The sequence below is a fragment of the Candidatus Avelusimicrobium stercoris genome (genome assembly GCF_002437085.1).
GTDB lineage: Bacteria > Elusimicrobiota > Elusimicrobia > Elusimicrobiales > Elusimicrobiaceae > Avelusimicrobium > Avelusimicrobium stercoris.
The window spans coordinates 1-20624 of record NZ_DJOA01000033.1 but is presented as its reverse complement, the minus strand read 5'-3'; the positions used below and the strand labels follow the sequence as shown (position 1 = coordinate 20624).

The window sequence follows — 20624 nt, the reverse complement described above, 5'->3', positions numbered from 1 at the left end:
AGGCGTGCGCGTAGCATTTAATATGGGGCCTATAAAAAAGATAGGTCCAAAAAGCCCCAAAAATGGGTCCAAAGGCCCTCGTAAATTTTCACTTAAAAATAGATACTTAAATAAGAAGGATGTACAAGGGGATAATATATGAAAAACATACTTTTTATTTTAGCGGCTTGTTTGATGGTTTCACTGGTTAATGCGGCCCCCGTGGCCCAACAGCGCCCGCAGTTAAACGAAAAATTGCAAGCGGCCGTACAAGCGGCGGCGCAAAGACGCCAAGCCGTAGTGGATTTGGAAAAAGAAGACGACTTTGGCAATACGCCGGTTTTCGCCGCGGCGCAAAAAGGGGATGCCAAAGCCATTGCCGCCTATATTAAATCTGCCAAGAACGGTGCGTTCTTACTTAAAACGGGCAAAAACGGCAATAACGTCTTCCACATTGCCCGCAATAAAGATTCCTTTTTGGCCTTGGCCTATGGTATCCGCTATTTCTATCCGCGCGAATACCAAAAACATTTGCACTCTTTGATGAATCAGCGCAATGAAGCGGGGGAACTCCCGGTGCAAACGCAAATTAACTATGGACGTGCGGATATGTTCTTTGCGGAAATCCCTTATACCGATTTGTACAAGCGCATTATGAACATTAAGAGCAAACTTTCCGCCGGTGGCATTGTGGCCGATGTGGCGCAGACCGAAGCCGCCGAAGTGGTGGAAATGAGCAAGGACGGCAGCGGCCGTACAATTGCCCAAGCGGCGCGCGATAACGCTTCCGTACCGGGTATGGATAAAGTAGTCGCTTTCTTTAACGAAAACGCTGCCTACCTGTAAAAATTTCTTATCCCCTGCACCTCCGGTTCCCCCACCGGGGGTGTTCCTTTTTATATAATGCAATGAAAAACGCCCGGCTAAAACCGGGCGCTCTTCTATCCGTTTGGCAAAGGTTTAACTGAAAAACTTAATGGAGTTGGGCAGAATAACATCCTCCATTACGCTTAACGCAAAAGAATCAGTCATCCCGGCGATATAGTCGGCGATAATCGTATCAATTTGCGTGGGGTCCTCTTTATAGACATTTGTCATAGAGCGCATATATTTGGCGAAGTTTTTAGCGGTGGTTTTGCCCTCTTGGTCGTAGGCGCCGTAGTCAAAGCCGTAGCGCTTGAAAATCGTGCGGAAATAATCAAACAAATCGCGGATACATTTGTCTATGGTTTCCTTGCGTTGGCGCATTTGCTCGTTGTGGTAAATGCGGGTATAGTTAAACTCGCGCAACTGGGAAATAAGGCCGAATTTATCGTCCGAAAACCCGATACAGTCCTGGTCCTTGGAGTGGTTAATTAAGTCCAGTGTTAAGGTGTTGATAATTTCTCCGTTGGAGGTACCGATTTCCTCGCGTACATCTTTGGGGATATCGTTGGTGGTGATGAGGTCTGCCTTTACGGCGTCCTCAATGTCCCGCCCCAAATAGGCGATTTTGTCGGACAGGCGCACAATACACCCCTCATAAGTGGAAGGCATATGGTCGCGCCCGGTGATTTTTTCCAAATCGTTCGGTACGGCGGCGGGGCGGAGTTGGTTGTTGGTAAAGTCTTCGCCGCAATGGCAGATAATCCCGTCCTTTACGGCAAAGGTTAAATTCAGCCCTTCCCCGTAGTTGGCCAAATGCTCCACTACGCGGTAACTGTTAATTTCGTGTAAAAAGCGTTTGGGCGTAATGCAGGCGTCAATAGCGCGTTCGCCCTCGTGTCCGAAGGGGGCGTGCCCTATGTCGTGCCCTAGGCCGATAGCGTAGGCCATATCCTCGCTTAATTGCCAGTTGCCACTTTTATTAAGCCCGCGGCAAATGGTGGCGGCAATGGTGGCCACGTGCAAGACGTGTTCAATGCGGGTGCAAATGTGGTCGTTGTTCGGTGCAAAGAAGACCTGCGTCTTGTGTTTTAAACGTCTAAACGGCAGCGAGTGGATAATTTTTGTTTGGTCGCGGAAGTATTCATCGCGCAAGTCCGGCTTGTGCGGATGGGTGCGCTGTAAATAAATTTCATCGCTAAACGGATTTTTTATCATAAAATTATGATACCATAATATAGAACCTATATAGAAGCGTTAAGGAGCCCTTTATGACTATTGCGGCCGTTTATGCAGGCACTTTTGACCCCGTTACCCTTGGGCACGCGGATATCGCGCGCCGGGCGGCGCGGGCGTTTGGGGGGCTGGTTGTACTGGTTATCCCAAACGGAAATAAAAAGCCGCTTTTTAGCGCGGCTGAAAGAGTGGCCCTGTTAAAGGAAACCTTTCAGGACGAACCGCTCATCCGCGTGGAACAGGCCGATGGCCTGCTGGCGGATTATCTCAAAAAAAACAATCTTCATATTTTGGTGCGTGGCGTGCGCGGTGCGGCGGATATGGAGCACGAACTGACGAACGCTTATTATAATAAGTTGTTTTGCCCCGGGGCCGAAACAGTCTTTTTGCCCGCGCGGCCCGAATACGCTTTTTTAAGTTCGTCTGCGGTGCGCGAAGCCGCAGGCTACGGTGGAAAGGTTTCCGCCTTGGTGCCGCCGTGTGTGGCAAGTGCCCTAAAAGGCAAGTTTGACAAATAGACGTAATACAAAAGACTTATATAAAAAGTGGGTCTTTTGTTTCGTTGTGCAAGTTGGCAAAGTTTACTAAAATATAGTTGGAGACGGATAAAAGGAGTTTTTGATGTACTGCGCCAAAGACCAACAACTTGCGTGCCAGTGCTCGCCCCTGCAATTTTTAGCAGTAAACAAGGGGGGCGTGTCCGCTTTCCCTAATTCCCTAAAAATTTCCCATATTCATCCAGCCGTACCCCCGGAAATATGCCTGTCCAAGTGGCAGGACCTATTTTTATATAGGGCTAAAAAACCTAGGACTTCTAGGTCTTTTGGCCCTATTTTTTTGATGGACTTTTTACAATAATTAAGGGAGAGGAGAACCTTATTATGAAAACAACCCTGTCGCTTTTACTCAGTTTCTGTATTCTATTTAGCAGCGTTTCCCCATCGCTGGCGCAAACCTTGCCCGTCAAGGCTGGTAAGGGAATTGCCAAGCAAGGCAAAGTCGTCGGCAAGATTGTGCAAAAGGGCGTTGCTGTACCCAAAGTAAAATTACCCGCTAACGCACAGGTATATTCCGCCGGAAAGCGCGTGGGCCAAATGGTTCCCACTCTCCCCTCGGTTACGGTGGTGCCTAATGGCTCCTATTTGCAGGTTCCGTCCGCTTTAATCTCCTCTAAACTCACGGATTTAACCTCTCATCACGCCTTATCCGTTGGCGAATTAACTGACGGCTTGCCCGGCCCGATTTTCGCCCAAACCTCTCCGTTGGCCCGTGCTGCGGCGCTTCGTTCCCTGTTTGTAACTTTCTACTTGCACGGCAACGCCAACTTGGCCCAACAAGCCGAAGCCGTTAAGTTTTACCGCACGGAATTGGAAGCCCTGTCCGGCTCCTTTGCTAAACTCCCCAAAGGAGACGAACGCTCCGCCTTATTAATTGCTTCCAACAAAAGCCACGCTAGTTATAAGGACGTGCTGGACTGCAATCACGCTTTGTCCGATGCGGCGGCCTTGGGTTTGGTCGGTACGAAAGCCGACGCCCCGGCCTTGATTAATTTTTATAAGAAAGCCGTCAACTCTCCCTTTGAAAAAACCGCGGAAGTAATTGCTGCCCGCGGTTTGTTGCGTCAAGGCGCTTATGACCAGTTGCAGGAACTGGCCACCCTTACGGGGGCCAAAGGTCCGTTCTGGCAGGATTTGTCCGCCGTGGTGCAAGAAAAAGGCTTGCCCGTTCAAATTAACGCCGTAGCCGGTGAGGCCGCGCCCGCGTCCTCCGATATGGCCCGTTTTTTAAAACTGGGCTGCCCTCAAAACGTTTTAAATGCTGATATTTCCCGTAAGGCCACCCAGGATTGGTTGGAATTGGGTGCTTCCGCTCCTGCGGCTGCCCCGGTGGCTGTGAAAGCGCCAGCCGCCGCTCCGGCTGCCCGCCAGGTGGAAATGCCGAAGGTTCAGTTGGTGGGAAGCGATTTGGTCTTATCTCCTACCGCTGTGCCGACCGAAGGCGAAGTTGTAACTGAAACAACCCCTGCTGTTACCGAATCCAAGGGCTCGGTAGAGTTTTTGGGCCGCTCCGATGAAAACAATAATTCCGGTATTTTGTACAGCGGCGTGCCCGTATTTGCTATTGGAAAACTCTTTAAAAAAGGTGCCGCTTGGATTAAAAACCGTTTTAATAAAAAAGCCCCGGAACCCATTTACCACGAACCCGGCTTGCACGATGCTACGCAAATTAGCGAAGTTTATTCCAATCTCCGCTCTCCCGAAGCCCCGGCTTCTGCTGATGAATTGATGGGCGCGGGCGAAGAAGGCCCGGTGCCGGTGTCGGAAAAAGGTTTTAAATTAACTCGCGTGGACGAAAAAGGCATTGAACGCATTTTGCCCGTTAATTTGGAAATCAGCAACCGTTTCCGCGTGAAGGGTTATAACCGCGTGGCGTTTGCCTTGACCCCCAATTTTAAACACGGCTATGTGGCTGAACTGCGCAACCAAACCCAGCCGCCCTTGCGTATGGCGCACTTCTATATGCGCTTGCAGGCGGACCAGGTGGGCTCCTTGGTGGATTTGGTACGCGCCGCTGGGATGACCAAATTTAGTTTGAAACTGGAAACCCGCCCGGATGTGGTGTATCAAGCCACTACCCAGCAAGTAACCGATGCCGCCACGGGTGCTCTTTTACCCTTGGAAGTAACATTGCCGGAAAAGAGCGTAGCCCACGGCGAAAAGGTGGTCTTGTTGCCGGAAGGCAACTTGGCCTTGCAGGGAACGGACGGGAAAATCCATAATCTTTCCCGCTTTTATGTCCGCTTGCCCAAGAACCAAATCGGCAAGTTTGTACAGATTTTGCGCCAAAGCCCGACCAAATTTAATGTTTCTGTCCACCCCACCCAAAACCGCGCGGATTTAATCGTGCGCGACGCTTCTTTGACGAACGTCAGTTTGGGTAAAACGATGGGCCCGGTGGTAAACGGTGCGCTGGATATGGACGTGAGCGCCGCCAACGGTATGATGTTTGGTATCAACTATGTGTTGCCGGGGTTGGCTTCCTTGTTGACGCCGGTGCTGAAAAAATACGGCGAAAAGAATTTGATGGTGCTGTCCTTGGCGATGTCCACCGCGGCGGGGGCTTTGGCTACTGCGGGCGGCTTCTACGGCTTTGTGGAAGGGATGGCGTTAAGCCCGGTGCAGAAAGGGCTGTTCATCACCGCCTTGTTCTTAATGAGCGGTTCCAGCATTTTGAAGCAGTTGGTTTCCAACCTGCTCATCCGCGCCAACCGCGGTGAAGTAATTTTAAACGCGGCCAAAGATGCCTTAAAAACGGCCGAAACGGAAATGACCGTTGCCGAAAAACAGGGCTTTGCGAAAATGGGCGAACGCGTAAAAGAATTTTTTACCAAAAAGTCCGAAGTCAGTTTGAAGGATATCGTTTTGTACAATTTAAGTTTCGTGTACAAGAACGTTGGTACCTTGGCCTTCTTGGCTTCGCCGTACTTGATTAATCACGGTATCCAATTGGCTACCGGGGTGGATTTGGGCCTGGACTATTCTATCAGTTTCCCGATTTACGCCGGATACAGCGGTTGGGTAGCGTGGAAGGTATGGCGCGCCAAACTGCGCGATGCGTATTCCGCCAAGAACTTGGAACAGAGCCAAAAAATGTTGCAGGGCACGCTGGATGCGGGTGCCAAAGTATTGGGTGAAGCCAAAGGCGAAGTATCTTCCTTAATGATTGACGATGTGGCCCGCGGATTTAAGGATTCGTTGGATGCGTGGGTATTCGCCAATGTGAAAATGGATTCCTCCAAGAAATCGGGCGATTTGTACAAAGGCGCCAAAAAAGAACTGTTTGCCGGACTTGAAAAGCAATTATCTGAGCAATACAATATCCCGGCTGACCGTATGAACTCCTTGGTCCACAAGGTTAAACACTCTGTGGCCGTGCAGGAAAACACGATTGGGAATATGGGCAAAATGTTAAAGGCTCCGGGTGTGGCGGCGTTGGCCTCGGCTATGACGTTGGCTACGATTCACGAGTTCGTCATTTCCAGTTCGTTCGCTACTTCTATGAAGTCGCTCATCAGCCAAGGCGAATTTGCGAACTTCTTGATTGCCTGCTCGCTCTACTTGCCGTTTATCGTGGGCCGCTTGGGCGGTAACGTCGTTAGCCGCCGCATTAGCCCCGATACGATGTACATCCTCTGCTCGGGCCTGTCTGCCTTGGGTACGGGTATAATGGCAACGGCGGGTGATAGCGTAACGCAAACGATTGCGGGTGCGGCCGTAGCCAGTTTGGGTGTGGGTAACTTCTTTACCCAAATGTATGACTACATTATGAACCGCTATCCTAAACAGAACCGCGAACTGTCCTCTATCTTGGCGTTGACGATGGCGATTGGTGGTTTGGGTGCTATCCCGGCGGGTTATTTCGCCTCTATGGGTGGCGTTGGCGTGCCGATGGACTTGCTGTATGCGGGCACGATGTTGGGCGCCAGTTTGCTCTTAACGCCCGGTATGATGCGCAACTCTTCTCTCGTAAAAGGGATGAAGTATGAAGCGGGTCGCTTGTGGAAGAAGGTCAAAGGCGTATTTAAACGCGGCGATAAAGGCGCTACTCCCACGGGATTAGACAACGCGGCTCCTGCCAACTAATAAAGTAATTTTAGAACGACGCCCCGGGCAATGAAAAACCCGGGGCTTTTTAGTTCATACTATAAAAGAGCGACACAGCAAAAACAGTATTGCTCAATTAATCAGTAGTGTGCGGATAATCTGCCGCCTGCAAGGTGCCGTCCGCGCGCAGGACCAAATAAAAGAGCGACACCGCAAACATCGTGCCGCTCAAACAATCAATAGCGCGCGGAAAATCCGCCGTCCGCAGGACGCGGCGCGCAGCGTTATTCTAGGAAGTGCTGGCGCCCGCTGACAATGGACTCGGCACGCATTAGGGAAATATCAATATTTTTGCAAATATGGTCTTCGCCCAAGCGTTTGATAAAGCCGTACTTTTCCAAAGTCTTTAATACGGGCTTTTGAACGTGCGACAGGATGAGTTGCACGCCGTCTTTTTGACAACTGTTAAAAATGCTTTCCAGCGCGTGAAAACCCGTCGCATCAATAGCAGGCACACTGCGCATACGCAGAATGAGTACCTTGCACTCCTTGTGGTTTTCCAAGGAATCCACAAATACGTTGGCGGCACCAAAGAAGAACGGTCCGTTGATTTCGTACACGCTGACGTTGTGCGTAATAATTTTGGTGTCAATGTCGTCCTTTTGGCGTACCTCGTCAAAAATATCATCGTCCATATTCTTAATTTGATAGACGTCGCTCATACGCTTCATAAAGAGCACCGCCGCCAATACAAGGCCGAACTCAATGGCCACTACCAAGTCCGCCGCTACGGTTAGTCCGAAAGTGGCGAGCAGTACGGCAATATCCCCCGCCGGAGCCTTAAATAAAGCGCGGAAGGCCCGCCAACCGCTCATACGGTAGGCCACCATAAACAAAATAGCGGCTAACGAGGTCATCGGGATTAAGCCAATATATTGCATTAAGCACAACATCATAATCAAAAGGAAAATAGCGTGCGCCATACCGGCAATGGGGGTACGTCCGCCGTTTTCAATGTTGGTAGCCGTGCGGGCAATCGCGCCCGTGGCAGGTAACCCACCAAATAGGGCCGCCGCCACATTGGCTACGCCCGTGGCAACCAATTCCATATTGGAGCGGTGCTTTTTGCCAATCATCCCGTCCGCTACTACGGCGGAAAGTAAACTTTCAATTCCTGCCAAAAAGGCAATCGTTAGCGAGGCGGGCAACAGTTTTTTAATGGTTGCCAGCGTAATTTCGCCCGGCATATGGGGCCAAACCAAGGTGCTGTCCACCGAGCCGAAAGTAGAAGTAATAGTGGCTACGTCCAAATGCGCAAATTTAACAACCAAGGTTGTAATGATAAGCGCCACCAAGGAACCGGGAAGCGCTTTCCATTTTTTAGGCCAAAAAATAATAATGCCCAAGGTTAATAAACCGACGGCCAATGTCTCCCAGTTCGTGGCAGATAAATGGTGAAAGTACATATTCCACTTAGCAAAAAAGTCGCTCGGAATATTGGTTAAATTGAGGCCCAAAAAGTCGTTAATCTGCGTGGAAAAAAGCACCACAGCAATACCGCTGGTAAACCCGGTAGTTACGGGATAGGGGATAAATTTGATGAACGCGCCAAACTTAAAAAGTCCCATTAACATCAAAAATATACCCGCCATTAAGGTAGCGGTTAAAAGGCCGGAGAGACCGAACTCTTGGATAATGCCATAGACAATGACGACAAACGCGCCCGTCGGCCCGCCAATTTGTACGCGGGAGCCGCCCAAGAGGGAAATCAAAAACCCGGCTACAATAGCGGTTAAAAGGCCCTTTTCAGGCGTAACGCCGGAGGCTATGGCCAGGGCGATAGAAAGCGGCAGGGCCACACAGGCCACCACCAGCCCGGACGTAACGTCTTTTAACATACGCCGGGGGGTAAATTCTTCGGGGCGGTTGCGCCAAAGCGTAACCAATTTAGGGAGTAAATGCATAATAATTTAACGGTTAAATAATCTGCGGAGCAGTTTGTCGTAGTGCGGCTGCGGAATTTGCATACCGGGGGTGGTAATGCGTCCCGCGCGCGGACCGTGGTAATCGGACCCCGCCGTAGCCAAAAGGCCGTATTTGCGGGTAATGGCCAGCAGGTCTTGCTTCATTGTAAAGGTATGAGCGGGGTAAAACACCTCCACGCCTTCTAGGCCGGCCTCGGTCCAAGCCGGGAAATTCCAATGTTCCGACACAATACCGGGATGCGCAATCACAGGCATCCCGCCTGCGCGCTTGATGTGCTGGATAGCCTCAATGGCGGTTACCCCGGCAGACGGCACATAGCCGGGCTGGCCGGGCACCAAATAGCGGCGGAAGCCCTCTTGGCGGCTGGGCACAATGCCCTTGGCTTTGAGCGCATCGGCAACGTGTGCGCGGGAAACGGTATTGGGCGCACGGGAAAAAACTTCCTCTTCCGTAATGTCCACCCCGGCGGCAATTAATTGTTGGATAATTTTGCGGATACGTTCGCGGCGGTTTTGGCGGTTTTGGGCCAAAAAGGCTTGGAACTCTGCATTTTCCAAATCAATGTTGTAGCCGGTAAAGTGCAGGTGGTCGTGTTCCCGGGTGCTGATTTCCACCCCGGGTGTAAAGAGGATACGGTGTTCTTCGCACACTTTTTTGGCGCGGAGCACGCCGTCCGTTGTATCGTGGTCGGTCAGGGCATAAACGGAAGCCCCGGCTTTCAAAGCGGCGTGAACCACTTCTTCCGGGGTACAGGTTCCGTCCGAAAAATCGGAGTGCGTGTGTAAGTCTATCTTCGGCATTAAACGCGTTCCACCGCGGTTACGCCGGGGACGAGTTCTTTAATCTTGCGTTCCACTACGGCCTGCAAGGTCATTTGCGCGTGCGGGCAGCAGCCGCAGCGGCCGTGCAAACCTATGGTAACGATACCCGTTTTTTCATCTACGCTGATGAGTTGGATGTCGCCGCCGTCAGCCTGCAAAATGGGGCGGATGTCTTCAATTACTTGTTGGACTTGTTCTTTCATAATCTTCTCCAAAGGTTTATTTATCTTCTTTATTATATCTTTTTTGGGGGCAGGCCCGGTAAGAAAAAACTTGCAAAGTTTCGGGGAGTATTGCTATACTTTTTGTGTAGAGATTTTTTAGTTCGCCTTTTATAGGAGAAAGAAGATATATGAAAAAAATTATTGCTTTGGCAATGCTCGTACTTTTTGTGAGCGCTCCTGTCTTCGCCCAAAAATACGCCAGCATCAACGCTAAAAGAGCCAATATCCGCACTTGCGCGGGTACGAAATGCGCTTTGAAATGGCACGCGTGGAGATACACTCCTGTCATTATGGTAAAAACCAACGAAGATAAAAGTTGGGTTCTTATTAAGGACTTTGAAGGTTACAGCGGCTGGATTAAGGCCGACTTGTTAAGCCCCAAGGGCGGTATGTCCGCCAAAGTGGATTTAAATGTCCGCAAAGACGCCTCTGCCTCGGCCGATATCGTTTGCACCGTAGCCAAGGGCTATCCGTTTAAATACTTGGCCAAAAAAGGCAAATGGATTCAAGTGTCCGACGAACCCGAAAACGCCAAAGACGGCGTTTGCAAAGGCTGGGTATATAACGCCAACCTGTGGGGTTTCTTTAAACAATAAGTTAAATTTGCCCGGAATATAAAAAAGGCCCTTTTTGTAGGGCCTTTTTTATCCGGCGGAAAGAGTAAAAGCCCCCTTGCCAAAAGGCAAAGTAAAGGGTAAAATATAAGTATGAAAAAGATTTTTATTACGGCTGCGGCCGCCAGTTTAGTGGTATGTGCTTTCTGCTTGGCGCGCACCGTCAGCGAAGGGCGTTTTAACATCTCGGGTACGGTTACCGTGCCGGAGCGCTTGGCCTCTATGGCGCAGGCGGACAACAATTCCTGCGCGATTATCGTTAAAAACGAGGCCGATGTGCCCGTGGCGATTAAGCGCGTGGTAAACCCGAAGTTCCCGCTTGCTTTTACGATGGGGGAAGAAGATTTATTAGCCGCTAATTTGGACGGTAATTTAAAGTTGGAAGTCCAAATCAACAACCACGGCCAGTTAGGCGTGGTGAAACAAGGGGATATCTTCGGTGCAGTGGACGGCACGATTAAGCCTAATGCCAAAAATGTAACCGTTGCGGCGGATAAAACCTTGGGCCGCGTGCAGTTGGCCCGCAACGTAAAGGGAAATTTCTTCCGTACGGCTGCCCGCTAACCTGACGAATTTACATAAACCCGGGGCCGCAAAACGCTCCGGGTTTATTTTATGTTTCCCGGCGGAAAAGGGCTTGACTATACGCCCTATATATAGCAAAATACAAGTAACACCGATTTTGGGGGAAAAATGAGACGCAGTTTATTTCTTTTAGCCACGCTTGCTATGTCGTCTGCGCTGTATGCGCAGCCGGACGCCAGCACCTATAACCGCGAAAAAGTATTGGACATTTTTGCCCAATACAACCCTGCCGTATTGGAAAATGCCAAAAAGAACGCCGATTATAACGCTATCTTGGAGGATTTGGCCGCTTCTTACCAAGCGCCCGATACGGAAGATGCCCGCTTTGAATTAATCTCCGTGGCGCGCAATTTTGATAATTCTATCCGCCTGCATACGCTTTCCGAACAGTATGAGGAGGCTTTATTCCTCTCTGCCGTAAACGGGGTGGACGCGTCCGCTACGGATAAATACTTTAACCGCCAAGTGGCCGATGTATTGGGCCGGGTCTGGGCGGTTACGGTCAACTTGCGCGAGGAACAGATTAAAGAATATAAAAAGCAGTTGGCGCAAGTTAAAAAGGACAAAACCCTCTCTTCTGGGGACCGCACGGCCCAAAGCAACGCCTTAAAGGCCAAGATCAAAGCCGTAAAGGCTGAACTCAAAGCCCTGAAAAAGGACCCGGGCTCCCAGATTTCCACCGCCGCCCAAGTGTTTGGGCAGCAGGTGCAAACCCGCGTGCAAACCAGATTGTCTGCCTTGGCCGCTTCGTCCGAGAAAGACGCCGCTTTGCAAACGGAGCAAACGCCCAATCTGCAAGTAAAAACCAACCACAAAAAGCCGGTCGCCAAATAACAGGTTTCTTTTGGCCCGTCGTATGGGGCTATGCCTTGCCGTACTATTTTAATTTAAAAGGAACTTTGTTATATGATTAGAACTTTAATTGATAAAATTTTTGGAACCAAAAGCGAACGCGACCTTAAAAAAATCCAACATTATGTAGATGACGCCAACAAATTCACCGCTGAATTTGAACATTTAACGGATGACCAGTTAAAGGCCAAAACCCAAGAATTTAAAGACCGTTTGGCCAAGGGCGAAACCTTGGACCAATTACTGCCCGAAGCCTTTGCCGTGGTCCGCTTGGCCGCGCAAAGAGTCATCGGCTTGCGCCCGTACGATGTACAAATGCTGGGCGGTATCGTTCTGCACCAAGGAAAAATTGCCGAAATGGGCACCGGGGAAGGTAAAACCCTGGTGGCCGTGTTGCCCTCTTACTTAAACGCGCTTACCGGCAAAGGGGTGCACGTTGTAACGGTAAACGATTATTTGGCCCGCCGCGACCGCCAATGGATGGGCCCTATTCACGAATTTTTGGGCCTTACCGTGGGCTACATCAGCCACGATATGGACAATGCCGACCGCCGCGAAATGTACGCCAAGGACATTACCTATGTAACCAATAACGAACTGGGCTTTGACTACCTGCGCGACAATATGGTGATTAACCGCGAAGACCGCGTTTTGCGTCCGCTCAACTATTGTATCGTGGACGAGGTGGACTCCATTTTAATTGACGAGGCCCGCACCCCGCTTATTATTTCCGGCCCGTCTGAACAAAGCACCGATAAATATTACATTGTAAACCGCTTAATTCCGTCTTTAAAGGTTCGTATGATTACGGAAAAGGACGAAGTAAAAGCCAAATACGAGGGCATTAACTTGGATGAGGGTGTGGACGCCATTATTGACGAAAAGGCCCACACCGCCACCTTGACCAATACGGGTATTGCCAAGGCGGAAAAGTTCTTAAATGTGCCCAACCTGTATAACGATGTGGAATCCGAGTGGGTCCACCACATTAACCAAGCCCTGCGCGCGCACCACTTGTACGAGCGCGACGTGGACTATGTGGTAAAGGACGGCGAAGTCATTATCGTGGACGAATTTACGGGACGCTTAATGCCGGGCCGCCGTTGGAGCGACGGTTTGCACCAAGCGGTGGAAGCCAAAGAAGGATTGCAAATTAAAGAAGAAAACCAGACCTTGGCTACCATTACCTTCCAGAATTTCTTTAAACTTTACAAAAAACTCTCCGGTATGACGGGTACGGCTATGACCGAGGCCAACGAGTTCTGGCAGATTTACAAATTAGACGTGGTGGAAATCCGCCCCAACCGCCCCTCTAAACGCATTGACTACCCGGACCTTGTGTATTTGACGGAACGCGAAAAATTTAACGCTATTGTGGACGAGGTGGAAGATTTGTGGAAGAAGGGTGCCCCGGTGCTGGTGGGTACGCGCTCTATTGAAAAGTCCGAAAAATTGAGCCATATGCTCCGCGCCAAGGGTATTCCGCACCAAGTGTTAAACGCCAAATACCACGAAATGGAAGCCCAAATCATCAGCCAGGCAGGCCGCAAAGGAGCCGTAACGATTGCTACCAATATGGCCGGCCGCGGTACGGATATTGTACTGGGCGGCAACCCGGCCAATAAGCAGGAACAGGACGAAGTGGTGGCGTTGGGCGGTTTGCACGTTATCGGCAGTGAACGCCACGAGTCCCGCCGTATTGATAACCAGTTGCGCGGACGCTGTGCCCGCCAAGGCGATCCGGGCTGCTCCCGCTTTTACATTTCGTTGGATGACGAATTAATGCGCTTGTTCGCCAATACCACCAAAATCGCTTCCGTACTCAGCACGATGGGTATGAAGGAGGGCGAAGCCATTGAATCGCGCCTGATGACGCGCCAAATTGAAGGCGCCCAGCGTATGGTGGAAGGCCGCAACTTTGATATCCGCAAGCAGTTGCTGGATTATGATAAAGTAATGAACCAACAGCGCACCGCTATTTACGGATTAAGAAACGCCATTTTGGACGGCGCGGATATGACCGATAAAACGATGCAAATGATGGAAGAAATCGTGGATGAATTGGTAGAACAGTATTACAATTATTCTCACCCGCAGCGCTGTGATTTTGAAGCGTTAAACGTCAACTTGCGCAATTTCTTCCCTGGCGATTTTCACTTTACCGCGGAAAACGTCGGCCGCAAATCGCACGACCAGTTGGTGGATGAAATTATGGCGCAGGTAAAGGATTTGTACCACGCCCGTGTGCTTTACTTTGCCGAGCAAGGCATCAACTTTGCGGAAATTGAGCGGATGCTTTTACTGCAAATTATTGATAACGCTTGGAAGCAGAATTTGTACGAACTGGACCAGTTGCAAAACAGCGTAAGCCTGCGCGGATACGCCCAAAAGGACCCGTTGATTGAGTATCAAAAGGAATCCTATAAGTTGTATTCCTCTATGCTTAACCGCGTGCGCGACTTAATGGTCAGTTACATCTTCCGCTTGCAACTGCCTCCCCGCCGCACCCCGGCCCAGCAAGCGCAGGCCAACAACGCCGCCAGCCAAACGGAGCAAACGCCCAAGCATATCGGGCGCAACGACCCGTGCCCGTGCGGCAGCGGTAAAAAATACAAAAAATGCTGCGGAGCCAATTTATGAAATATAAGATAAAAGAAATGCTTTTACTGTGCTGTGCCGTGGGCGTAATTGCCCTCTTGCCGCTGTTATACAGCAAGGATGCCCCCATAGAGGTAAGCGTCCCTGCGCTTAACTCGCAGGAAATGGACGCCAAGGCCGAGGAACAACATAAAGAAGCCGCCGCGGCCGCGGCTAAGGCGCAAGTGCGCCGGATGTACCGCTGCCAAGCCGATGAGGATTGCATTATCGTAGATAAAGACCCTTGCGGCTGCTTGGTGGGGCCTTCGGGCGTAACGGCCATTAATGCCGAATTTACGCTGGACTTTAACAAAATGCAGTCTAACCTCGTAGCCAAGGCCTGCCCGGACGGCGCGCCTTCTACGGTGCGGGAGTGCAGCCCGAACGCACAAGCCGTATGCGTGGAAAATGTGTGTAAGATACGGTTTTAAGGCATATGCGGGAGTTTAGGGAAACTATTTCACAACAAGACGCCCAGGCGGAGAAATCTTCCGCCTGGGTGCGTGTCAAAACCGTACTTTTTGGTGCGGCGCGGATTATTTTTTTGCTGGCTTGTATGTTGGGCACGGCTTGGCTGATGTACCAAAGTTATCCCAACAAATCCCAGCATTTTTTGGCTTGGTTTGCGTTGGCGCCGTTTATTTGGGGAGTGGCTAAAATCAAAGGATTTTGGTCCTCTTTTTTTTATGGCTGGCTGACGGCCCTGCTGTTTAACGCGGGGATTTTATATTGGATTTATTACACTTGCTTGCACGGCGGTGGGCTTTCACAGGGGCTTTCTGTGGCCGCTTGGCTGGGGTTAAGCGGACTGTTGGCCGTACAGTTTGCTATATTGGGTGGTTCGTGCTACTTTTTAAAACGTGCGGGAGGATTTTTCCCGGTGCTCGTTGCGTGTGGGGTGGTGGCCTTAGAGTGGGTGCACCAAACGGTTGCTTTTTACTTTTTGGGCTTCCCGTGGATTATGTTGGGCTACACCCAATGGAACGCGCCCGAAATGCTGCAAATCGCCTCTTTTACGGGGGTATATGGCGTTAGTTTTGTAATTGCTTTTGTGGGGGCTTCTATCGGTTGGGCGTTTGCCGAAAACGGCGTAAAAAAAGGCGTATGGCATATGGTTTTGGCCGCGCTTGTTTTTGTGGGTGTGTATGGCTACGGCCACAAGGTTTTGCCCGCTAAACCGCTTGGCGAAATGCGCCAGCCGCTTTTAAGTTTAAATACCGCACTTATCCAGCCCAATATAGACCAATATAAAAAATGGAGCCCCGAATATGAGGCTGAAATTACCGATACCTTGGAACAGTTGGGGGCCCAATTAGAGGGCAAAAATTTGATGTTGGCCGTCTGGCCCGAAAGCGCCGTGCCGGGTGCGTTGACCGAGGAAAAATATACCAATCTGTTTGAAGATATTGCCGCCCGCTCCGGCGCGTACCAGTTTATCGGCTCCAATGTGGAGGACGAAACCAACCAATATGTAGGGGCCTATTTGCTCCCGCCCAATGAGGGGGCTTGGCAGAATTACCGCAAAATTAAACTTGTGCCGTTTGGGGAATATATCCCGCTGGAAAATTTCGTCCGCTCGGCCTTTAAAAATGTAGAAGTGCTGGGCGAACTGGGCGCCTTTACCCCTGGCCCGCGCGGGCAGAAACCGCTGGATGTGTCCGGCGTGGCGGTGGGCGAAACGATTTGCTACGAAAGTATTTTCCCGCAGTTGTGGCTTGCACAAAACCGCCAAGGGGCTAAATTTTTTGTAAATATTACTAACGATGCCTGGTTCTTTAAAACAGCCGCGCCGTACCAGCATTTGGCCGTAAACGTATTGCGCGCGGTGGAAACGGGTCGCCCCGTACTCCGCGCCGCCAACACGGGGTTTTCGGCGTATATTGACCCGTTTGGCCGTATTGAAAAGCAGTCCGGCCTGTTTACGCAGGAGATTTTAACCGCTTCCGTACCGCTTGCGGTAGGGGACAGACAAAACTTTTATACGCAGTTTGGCGATTGGTTCGCTTGGCTGTGCGCGGCGGTCTTTTTTACGCTGCTGGTTTCCACAATGGTTTTTGCTTATGAATAATATTGAATTTAAAGATGTAGAGCAGACAATTTCCGATTTAGCCGCCCGCGTGGCCAAGATTGAATCCATAGACGACATTTCCGGCAAAAAACAGGAATTGGCCGCCTTGCAGGCGCAGTCGGCGGACCCCGCCTTTTGGAACGACACCAAAAAGGCCAAGGACGTCAGCCGCCAAATTGATTTATTAAAAACATCTATTGATACCTTTTACGCGCTCCATAAAAAAATGGAGGACGACCGCGCTTGGTTTGACCTGTGCAAGGAAATGCAGGACCAAAACGAATTGGCCGCCTTGGCCGCTTCGTTGCAGGAAACCGAAAAACAAGTGGCTAAAAAAGAGGGCGAAATCCGCCTGTCGGACCCGAACGACAAACTAAACGCCATTTTGACTATTCACGCCGGGGCGGGTGGCACTGAATCTTGCGACTGGGCACAAATGCTGGTGCGTATGTACACGCGCTGGGCCGAACAGCACGGCTTTAAATTTTCCGTATTGGACGCACAACCCGGAGACGAAGCAGGTATCAAAACGCTTTCCGCAATGGTGGAAGGCCCCTTCGCCTATGGCTACTTAAAAGGGGAAAACGGCGTGCACCGCTTGGTGCGCGTGTCGCCCTTTGACGCCAACGCCCGCCGCCATACATCCTTTGCTTCGTGCGACGTACTGCCGGATATTGACGAGGATATCAATATTGAAATCCCGGAAAAGGATATCCAGTTGGAAACCTCGCGCGCGGGCGGCCACGGCGGACAAAACGTAAACAAGGTGGAATCCGCGGTGCGCCTGTTGCATATTCCCACGGGGATTGTGGTGTCTTGCCGCATTGAGCGCAGCCAGTTGCAAAACCGCCAAACGGCTATGAAGATGCTCAAAGCCAAACTGTACGAAATGGAAATGGATAAAAAGCGCGGCGAGGCCGAAAAACGCTACGGCCAAAAGGGCGAAATTGCCTGGGGCCACCAAATCCGCTCGTATGTGTTTATGCCGTACCAGTTGGTGAAGGACTTGCGCAGCGGGTACGAAACTTCCCAAATCAACGCCGTAATGGACGGCGATTTGGACCCGTTTATTTTTGCCTTTTTAAACCACGAAGCAGAAAATAAAAAATAATGACTACCGGCCTTTATTTCCATATCCCGTTCTGCAAGCAAAAGTGCAACTATTGCGATTTTGCTTCCTTTGCAGGGCGGGAAAATTTAATTTCAGCCTATTTACAAGCGCTTGATAAATCCGCCGCCTCGGCCCCTAAACGGGAGTTTAGCACGCTGTATGTCGGTGGGGGAACGCCCAGTTTTCTGAGTGCCGGTCAGTTGGAAGAGTTGTGTGCCCTGATTGACCGCCACTTTGGCCCGGTTTCCCATTTTGAAGAAAGCACCATAGAGGCCAACCCGGAAAGTTTAACCGCCGAAAAGCTGGCGGTTTTAAAGCGCGCGGGCTTTAACCGTATCAGTATGGGGCTTCAAAGTTTTAACGATGCGGAACTGAAAACCTTGGGCCGTGTGCATAACGTACAAACCTTTTTATCCGCCTACGCGGCGGCACGCCAAGCGGGCTTTACCAATATTAATGTGGATTTAATTGCCGGGGTGCCGGGGCAAAGTCTGCAAAGTTTTTTGGACGGGTTACAAAAATTGGTGGACTTACACCCGGAACATTTGTCCGTTTATGGTTTGCAGATAGAAGAAGGAACTCCGTTTTTTGAGCGCGGCCTTGTGTGCGACCAGTTGCTAATGCGCCGTATGCTGGAAGAAGCACATATGCGTTTGCAGGCGGCGGGGTATCACCATTACGAAATTTCCAACTTTGCCTTGCCCGGGCGGGAAGCCAAGCACAATACGCATTATTGGCATAACTGCGAATACTTGGGGGTAGGCAGCGGAGCCGCCAGTTATTTGGGCGGCGTGCGCAGCCAAAATACCGATGATGTGGCTGATTTTATTGGCCGTATAAATGCGGGCAAAAGCCCTATCGTGTACAGCGAAAAACTGGAAGGCAAGGAGCACGAGGGCGAAAATTTAATGTTGGGGTTGCGCCTATTGGACGGCATAGAACTTACGTCGTTGCAGGAGCAACTTTTTGGCAAGGATATTGAAAAGCATATCCAAAGCGGCCTTTTGGAGCGGGCGGGAAAAAAGGTAAAATTAACATTAGAGGGGCTGTTTTTAGCCAACGAAGTTTTTTGCAGTTTTGTGGCCCCGTTTGACCAATGAAGATTACTCCCATACAAACCGATGTTTTTAAAGAGTCCGCCGATTTGCCCGCCTTTATCGTGCGTCATATCCCGTCGGTGCTGGACAAAACGGTGCTGACTGTTTCGTCCAAACTCGTTTGTTTGTGGAAGGGGCTTTCGGTCCCATACGAAAGCCGCGCGCAAAAGGAAAATTTAATCCGGCAGGAGAGCGACGCGGCCTTAAAAACGCCGCTTGCGTGGCTTACGTTAAAAAGCGGTATGATTATGACTAACGCCGGGATTGACGAATCCAACGCGGACGGAAAACTGTTGCTTTTACCGCGCGATTTGTACGCGTGTGCAGCCGAACTGCGTGGTGCTTTAAAAAAGGCGTGGAACGTACAAAATTTGGGCGTGATTATCACGGACAGTATGATTTTGCCCCTGCGTGCGGGAATTATCGGTGCGGCGGTATCGTACAGCGGATTTAAGGGTGTAAAGGACTTGCGCGGTCAGCCCGATATCTTTGGCAAAAAATTGGATGTTACGCTGGTGGATATGGCGGATTCCTTGGCGGCCGCTTGTGCGCTGACAATGGGGGAGGCCGACGAACGGCAGCCCTTGTGCGTAGTGGAAGGCGCGCCTGTGGAATTTGCGGACAAAACGGACCCGCAGGAAATAAAATATCCCGCAGAAAACGATTTGTTTACACCGCTTTTTAAGGCGGCAAAACTAATAAAATAAGGAGATAAAAATGATTAAAAATATGCTGGGCGAATTTAAAAAATTCGTAATGCGCGGCAACGTGATTGATATGGCTGTCGGTATCATTATCGGCGGTGCATTTACCAAAATTGTAAACTCTATGGTGGCCGATGTGATGATGCCGCCCTTGGGGCTTTTAATGGGTAAGGTGGACTTTTCCAACTGGTTTATTGTGATTAAAGACGGCGCCCAAGTGCCCGCCCCGTATGCTTCTTTGTCCGCGGCCCAAGCCGCCGGTGCGACCACGCTTAATGTGGGTAACTTTTTAAACGCGGTCATCAGTTTCTTAATCGTGGCGTTTTGTATCTTTTTGCTTATTAAACTGATTAACAAACTGGACAATTTGAAGAAAACGGAAGAACCGGCCGCCGCTCCCACCACCAAAAAGTGCCCGTTCTGTTGCTCGGAAATTCCGCTGGAAGCCACCCGCTGCCCGCACTGCACTTCCGAACTTAAATAATGTCTGTTTGATTATTTAACGGCTGTTTTATTGTTGTATTGTTCTATTGCCCCGGTTTTTGCCGGGGCTTTTTGTTGTTATTATATAAGAGGTCATCCTGAATTTATAGTGTAGTTGCCGTCATCCCGGAAGGTTTTTATCCGGGATCTGTTGTTGCTGTCATTCCCGAAGGTCATAGTCGGGAATCTGTTGTTTGTCGTTTCCTTTTTTTATAAGGACGGATCCCCGACTAAATTCCTTGGGGATGACAACTTAATGAAAAAAAGAGGTCATCCTGGAAAGTCGTAGTCCAGGATCTGTTGTTATAAAAAAAGGAAAACAACGGATACTGGAACGCTCCGCGCCAGCAACCCTTCCAGTATGACTTTTTAATAACAACACACCAAACAACCCAATCGGTAGATTCTGAAACAAGTTCAGAATGACCCCCAATTTTTATAACAGCCTTGTTTTATTTATTGTTGCCGTTTTGTTTTGTTTGCGTCATTGCCAAAACAGTGTGGCTCCATTAATCAAAAGAGCGCGGAAAATCTGCCACCTGCAAGGCGCGGCCCGCAGGGTGCCGTCATCCCGGAAGGTTTTTATCCGGGATCTGTTGTTATTATTGCTGTCATTCCCGAAGGTCGTAGTCGGGAATCTGTTTTTGCTGTTGCTGTTCTCTTACGCAACGACAGATCCCCGACTAAATTCCTTGGGGATGACAACTAAACAATGCTGTTTTTGTCGTTGCCTTTCTGTCGTTTATTTTAAAGGGGTTG

The 20624-nt window shown here is 50.2% G+C and carries 18 protein-coding genes; 14 read left to right on the top strand and 4 right to left on the bottom strand.

All coding sequences use genetic code 11. The annotated features are described in order from the left end of the window. Positions 1-138 precede the first annotated feature (138 nt). Positions 139-825, top strand: coding sequence for a hypothetical protein (locus B2118_RS05185; RefSeq protein ID WP_428053824.1), 687 nt, complete (start codon positions 139-141; stop codon positions 823-825). 114 nt (positions 826-939) lie between these two features. Here the strand turns inward: B2118_RS05185 and B2118_RS05180 are convergent, their stop codons facing one another. Continuing rightward, entirely contained in the window at positions 940-2061 is a 1122-nt protein-coding gene (locus B2118_RS05180; RefSeq protein ID WP_428053822.1) for a deoxyguanosinetriphosphate triphosphohydrolase family protein, read from the bottom strand. 53 nt (positions 2062-2114) lie between these two features. Between B2118_RS05180 and coaD the strand changes: the two genes are divergently transcribed. Together coaD and B2118_RS05170 are read left to right on the top strand one after the other, a co-directional pair. Then, positions 2115-2597, top strand: coding sequence for a pantetheine-phosphate adenylyltransferase (gene coaD / locus B2118_RS05175; RefSeq protein WP_428053820.1), 483 nt, complete (start codon positions 2115-2117; stop codon positions 2595-2597). Between the two features lie 363 nt (positions 2598-2960). Further along, positions 2961-6722 carry an MFS transporter gene (locus B2118_RS05170; protein ID WP_428053818.1) on the top strand — a complete coding sequence of 1254 codons (3762 nt, stop codon included), beginning with the start codon at positions 2961-2963 and terminating at the stop codon, positions 6720-6722. Positions 6723-6967: 245 nt separating this feature from the next. Here the strand turns inward: B2118_RS05170 and B2118_RS05165 are convergent, their stop codons facing one another. Genes B2118_RS05165 through B2118_RS05155 form a run of 3 tightly spaced genes read right to left on the bottom strand, consistent with a single transcriptional unit; the run spans position 6968 to position 9693 of the window. After that, the gene (locus B2118_RS05165; protein WP_428053816.1) at positions 6968-8647 is read right to left on the bottom strand and encodes a SulP family inorganic anion transporter; all 1680 of its coding nucleotides are present in this window, start codon (positions 8645-8647) and stop codon (positions 6968-6970) included. Between the two features lie 6 nt (positions 8648-8653). Continuing rightward, positions 8654-9469, bottom strand: a complete 816-nt coding sequence (locus B2118_RS05160) for a PHP domain-containing protein (RefSeq protein ID WP_428053814.1) — start codon at positions 9467-9469, stop codon at positions 8654-8656. Next, a complete protein-coding gene (locus B2118_RS05155; RefSeq protein ID WP_428053812.1) occupies positions 9469-9693 on the bottom strand; it encodes a NifU family protein in 225 nt (74 codons plus the stop codon). The genes B2118_RS05160 and B2118_RS05155 overlap by 1 nt, the downstream gene beginning before the upstream one ends. Positions 9694-9842: 149 nt before the next feature. Between B2118_RS05155 and B2118_RS05150 the strand changes: the two genes are divergently transcribed. The 11 genes from B2118_RS05150 to B2118_RS05100 all read left to right on the top strand — a co-directional run. Further along, positions 9843-10310 (top strand): SH3 domain-containing protein, encoded by a 468-nt coding sequence (locus B2118_RS05150; protein WP_428053810.1) that lies wholly within the window; start codon positions 9843-9845, stop codon positions 10308-10310. 111 nt (positions 10311-10421) lie between these two features. Then, positions 10422-10892: a hypothetical protein gene (locus B2118_RS05145; protein WP_428053808.1), complete on the top strand. Its 471-nt coding sequence runs from the start codon at positions 10422-10424 to the stop codon at positions 10890-10892. 129 nt (positions 10893-11021) lie between these two features. Beyond that, on the top strand, positions 11022-11747 hold the full coding sequence (locus tag B2118_RS05140; protein ID WP_428053806.1) for a hypothetical protein: 726 nt from the start codon (positions 11022-11024) through the stop codon (positions 11745-11747). Positions 11748-11819: 72 nt separating this feature from the next. Then, positions 11820-14405: a preprotein translocase subunit SecA gene (secA, locus tag B2118_RS05135; protein WP_428053804.1), complete on the top strand. Its 2586-nt coding sequence runs from the start codon at positions 11820-11822 to the stop codon at positions 14403-14405. Further along, positions 14402-14833: a hypothetical protein gene (locus B2118_RS05130; protein ID WP_428053802.1), complete on the top strand. Its 432-nt coding sequence runs from the start codon at positions 14402-14404 to the stop codon at positions 14831-14833. Before secA ends, B2118_RS05130 begins: the two co-directional genes overlap by 4 nt. Before the next feature lie 5 nt (positions 14834-14838). Further along, positions 14839-16470 carry an apolipoprotein N-acyltransferase gene (gene lnt / locus B2118_RS05125; protein ID WP_428053800.1) on the top strand — a complete coding sequence of 544 codons (1632 nt, stop codon included), beginning with the start codon at positions 14839-14841 and terminating at the stop codon, positions 16468-16470. Continuing rightward, positions 16463-17581, top strand: coding sequence for a peptide chain release factor 2 (gene prfB / locus B2118_RS05120; protein ID WP_428053798.1), 1119 nt, complete (start codon positions 16463-16465; stop codon positions 17579-17581). Before lnt ends, prfB begins: the two co-directional genes overlap by 8 nt. Continuing rightward, positions 17581-18681 carry a radical SAM family heme chaperone HemW gene (gene hemW, locus B2118_RS05115; RefSeq protein ID WP_428053796.1) on the top strand — a complete coding sequence of 367 codons (1101 nt, stop codon included), beginning with the start codon at positions 17581-17583 and terminating at the stop codon, positions 18679-18681. The genes prfB and hemW overlap by 1 nt, the downstream gene beginning before the upstream one ends. Further along, positions 18678-19385, top strand: coding sequence for a coenzyme F420-0:L-glutamate ligase (locus B2118_RS05110; RefSeq protein ID WP_428053794.1), 708 nt, complete (start codon positions 18678-18680; stop codon positions 19383-19385). The genes hemW and B2118_RS05110 overlap by 4 nt, the downstream gene beginning before the upstream one ends. Before the next feature lie 22 nt (positions 19386-19407). Next, complete coding sequence (mscL, locus tag B2118_RS05105) at positions 19408-19866, top strand: large conductance mechanosensitive channel protein MscL (protein WP_428053904.1); 459 nt, start codon at positions 19408-19410, stop codon at positions 19864-19866. A gap of 421 nt (positions 19867-20287) precedes the next feature. Next, on the top strand, positions 20288-20624 hold a 337-nt coding region (locus tag B2118_RS05100), incomplete at its 3' end, for a hypothetical protein (RefSeq protein WP_428053792.1).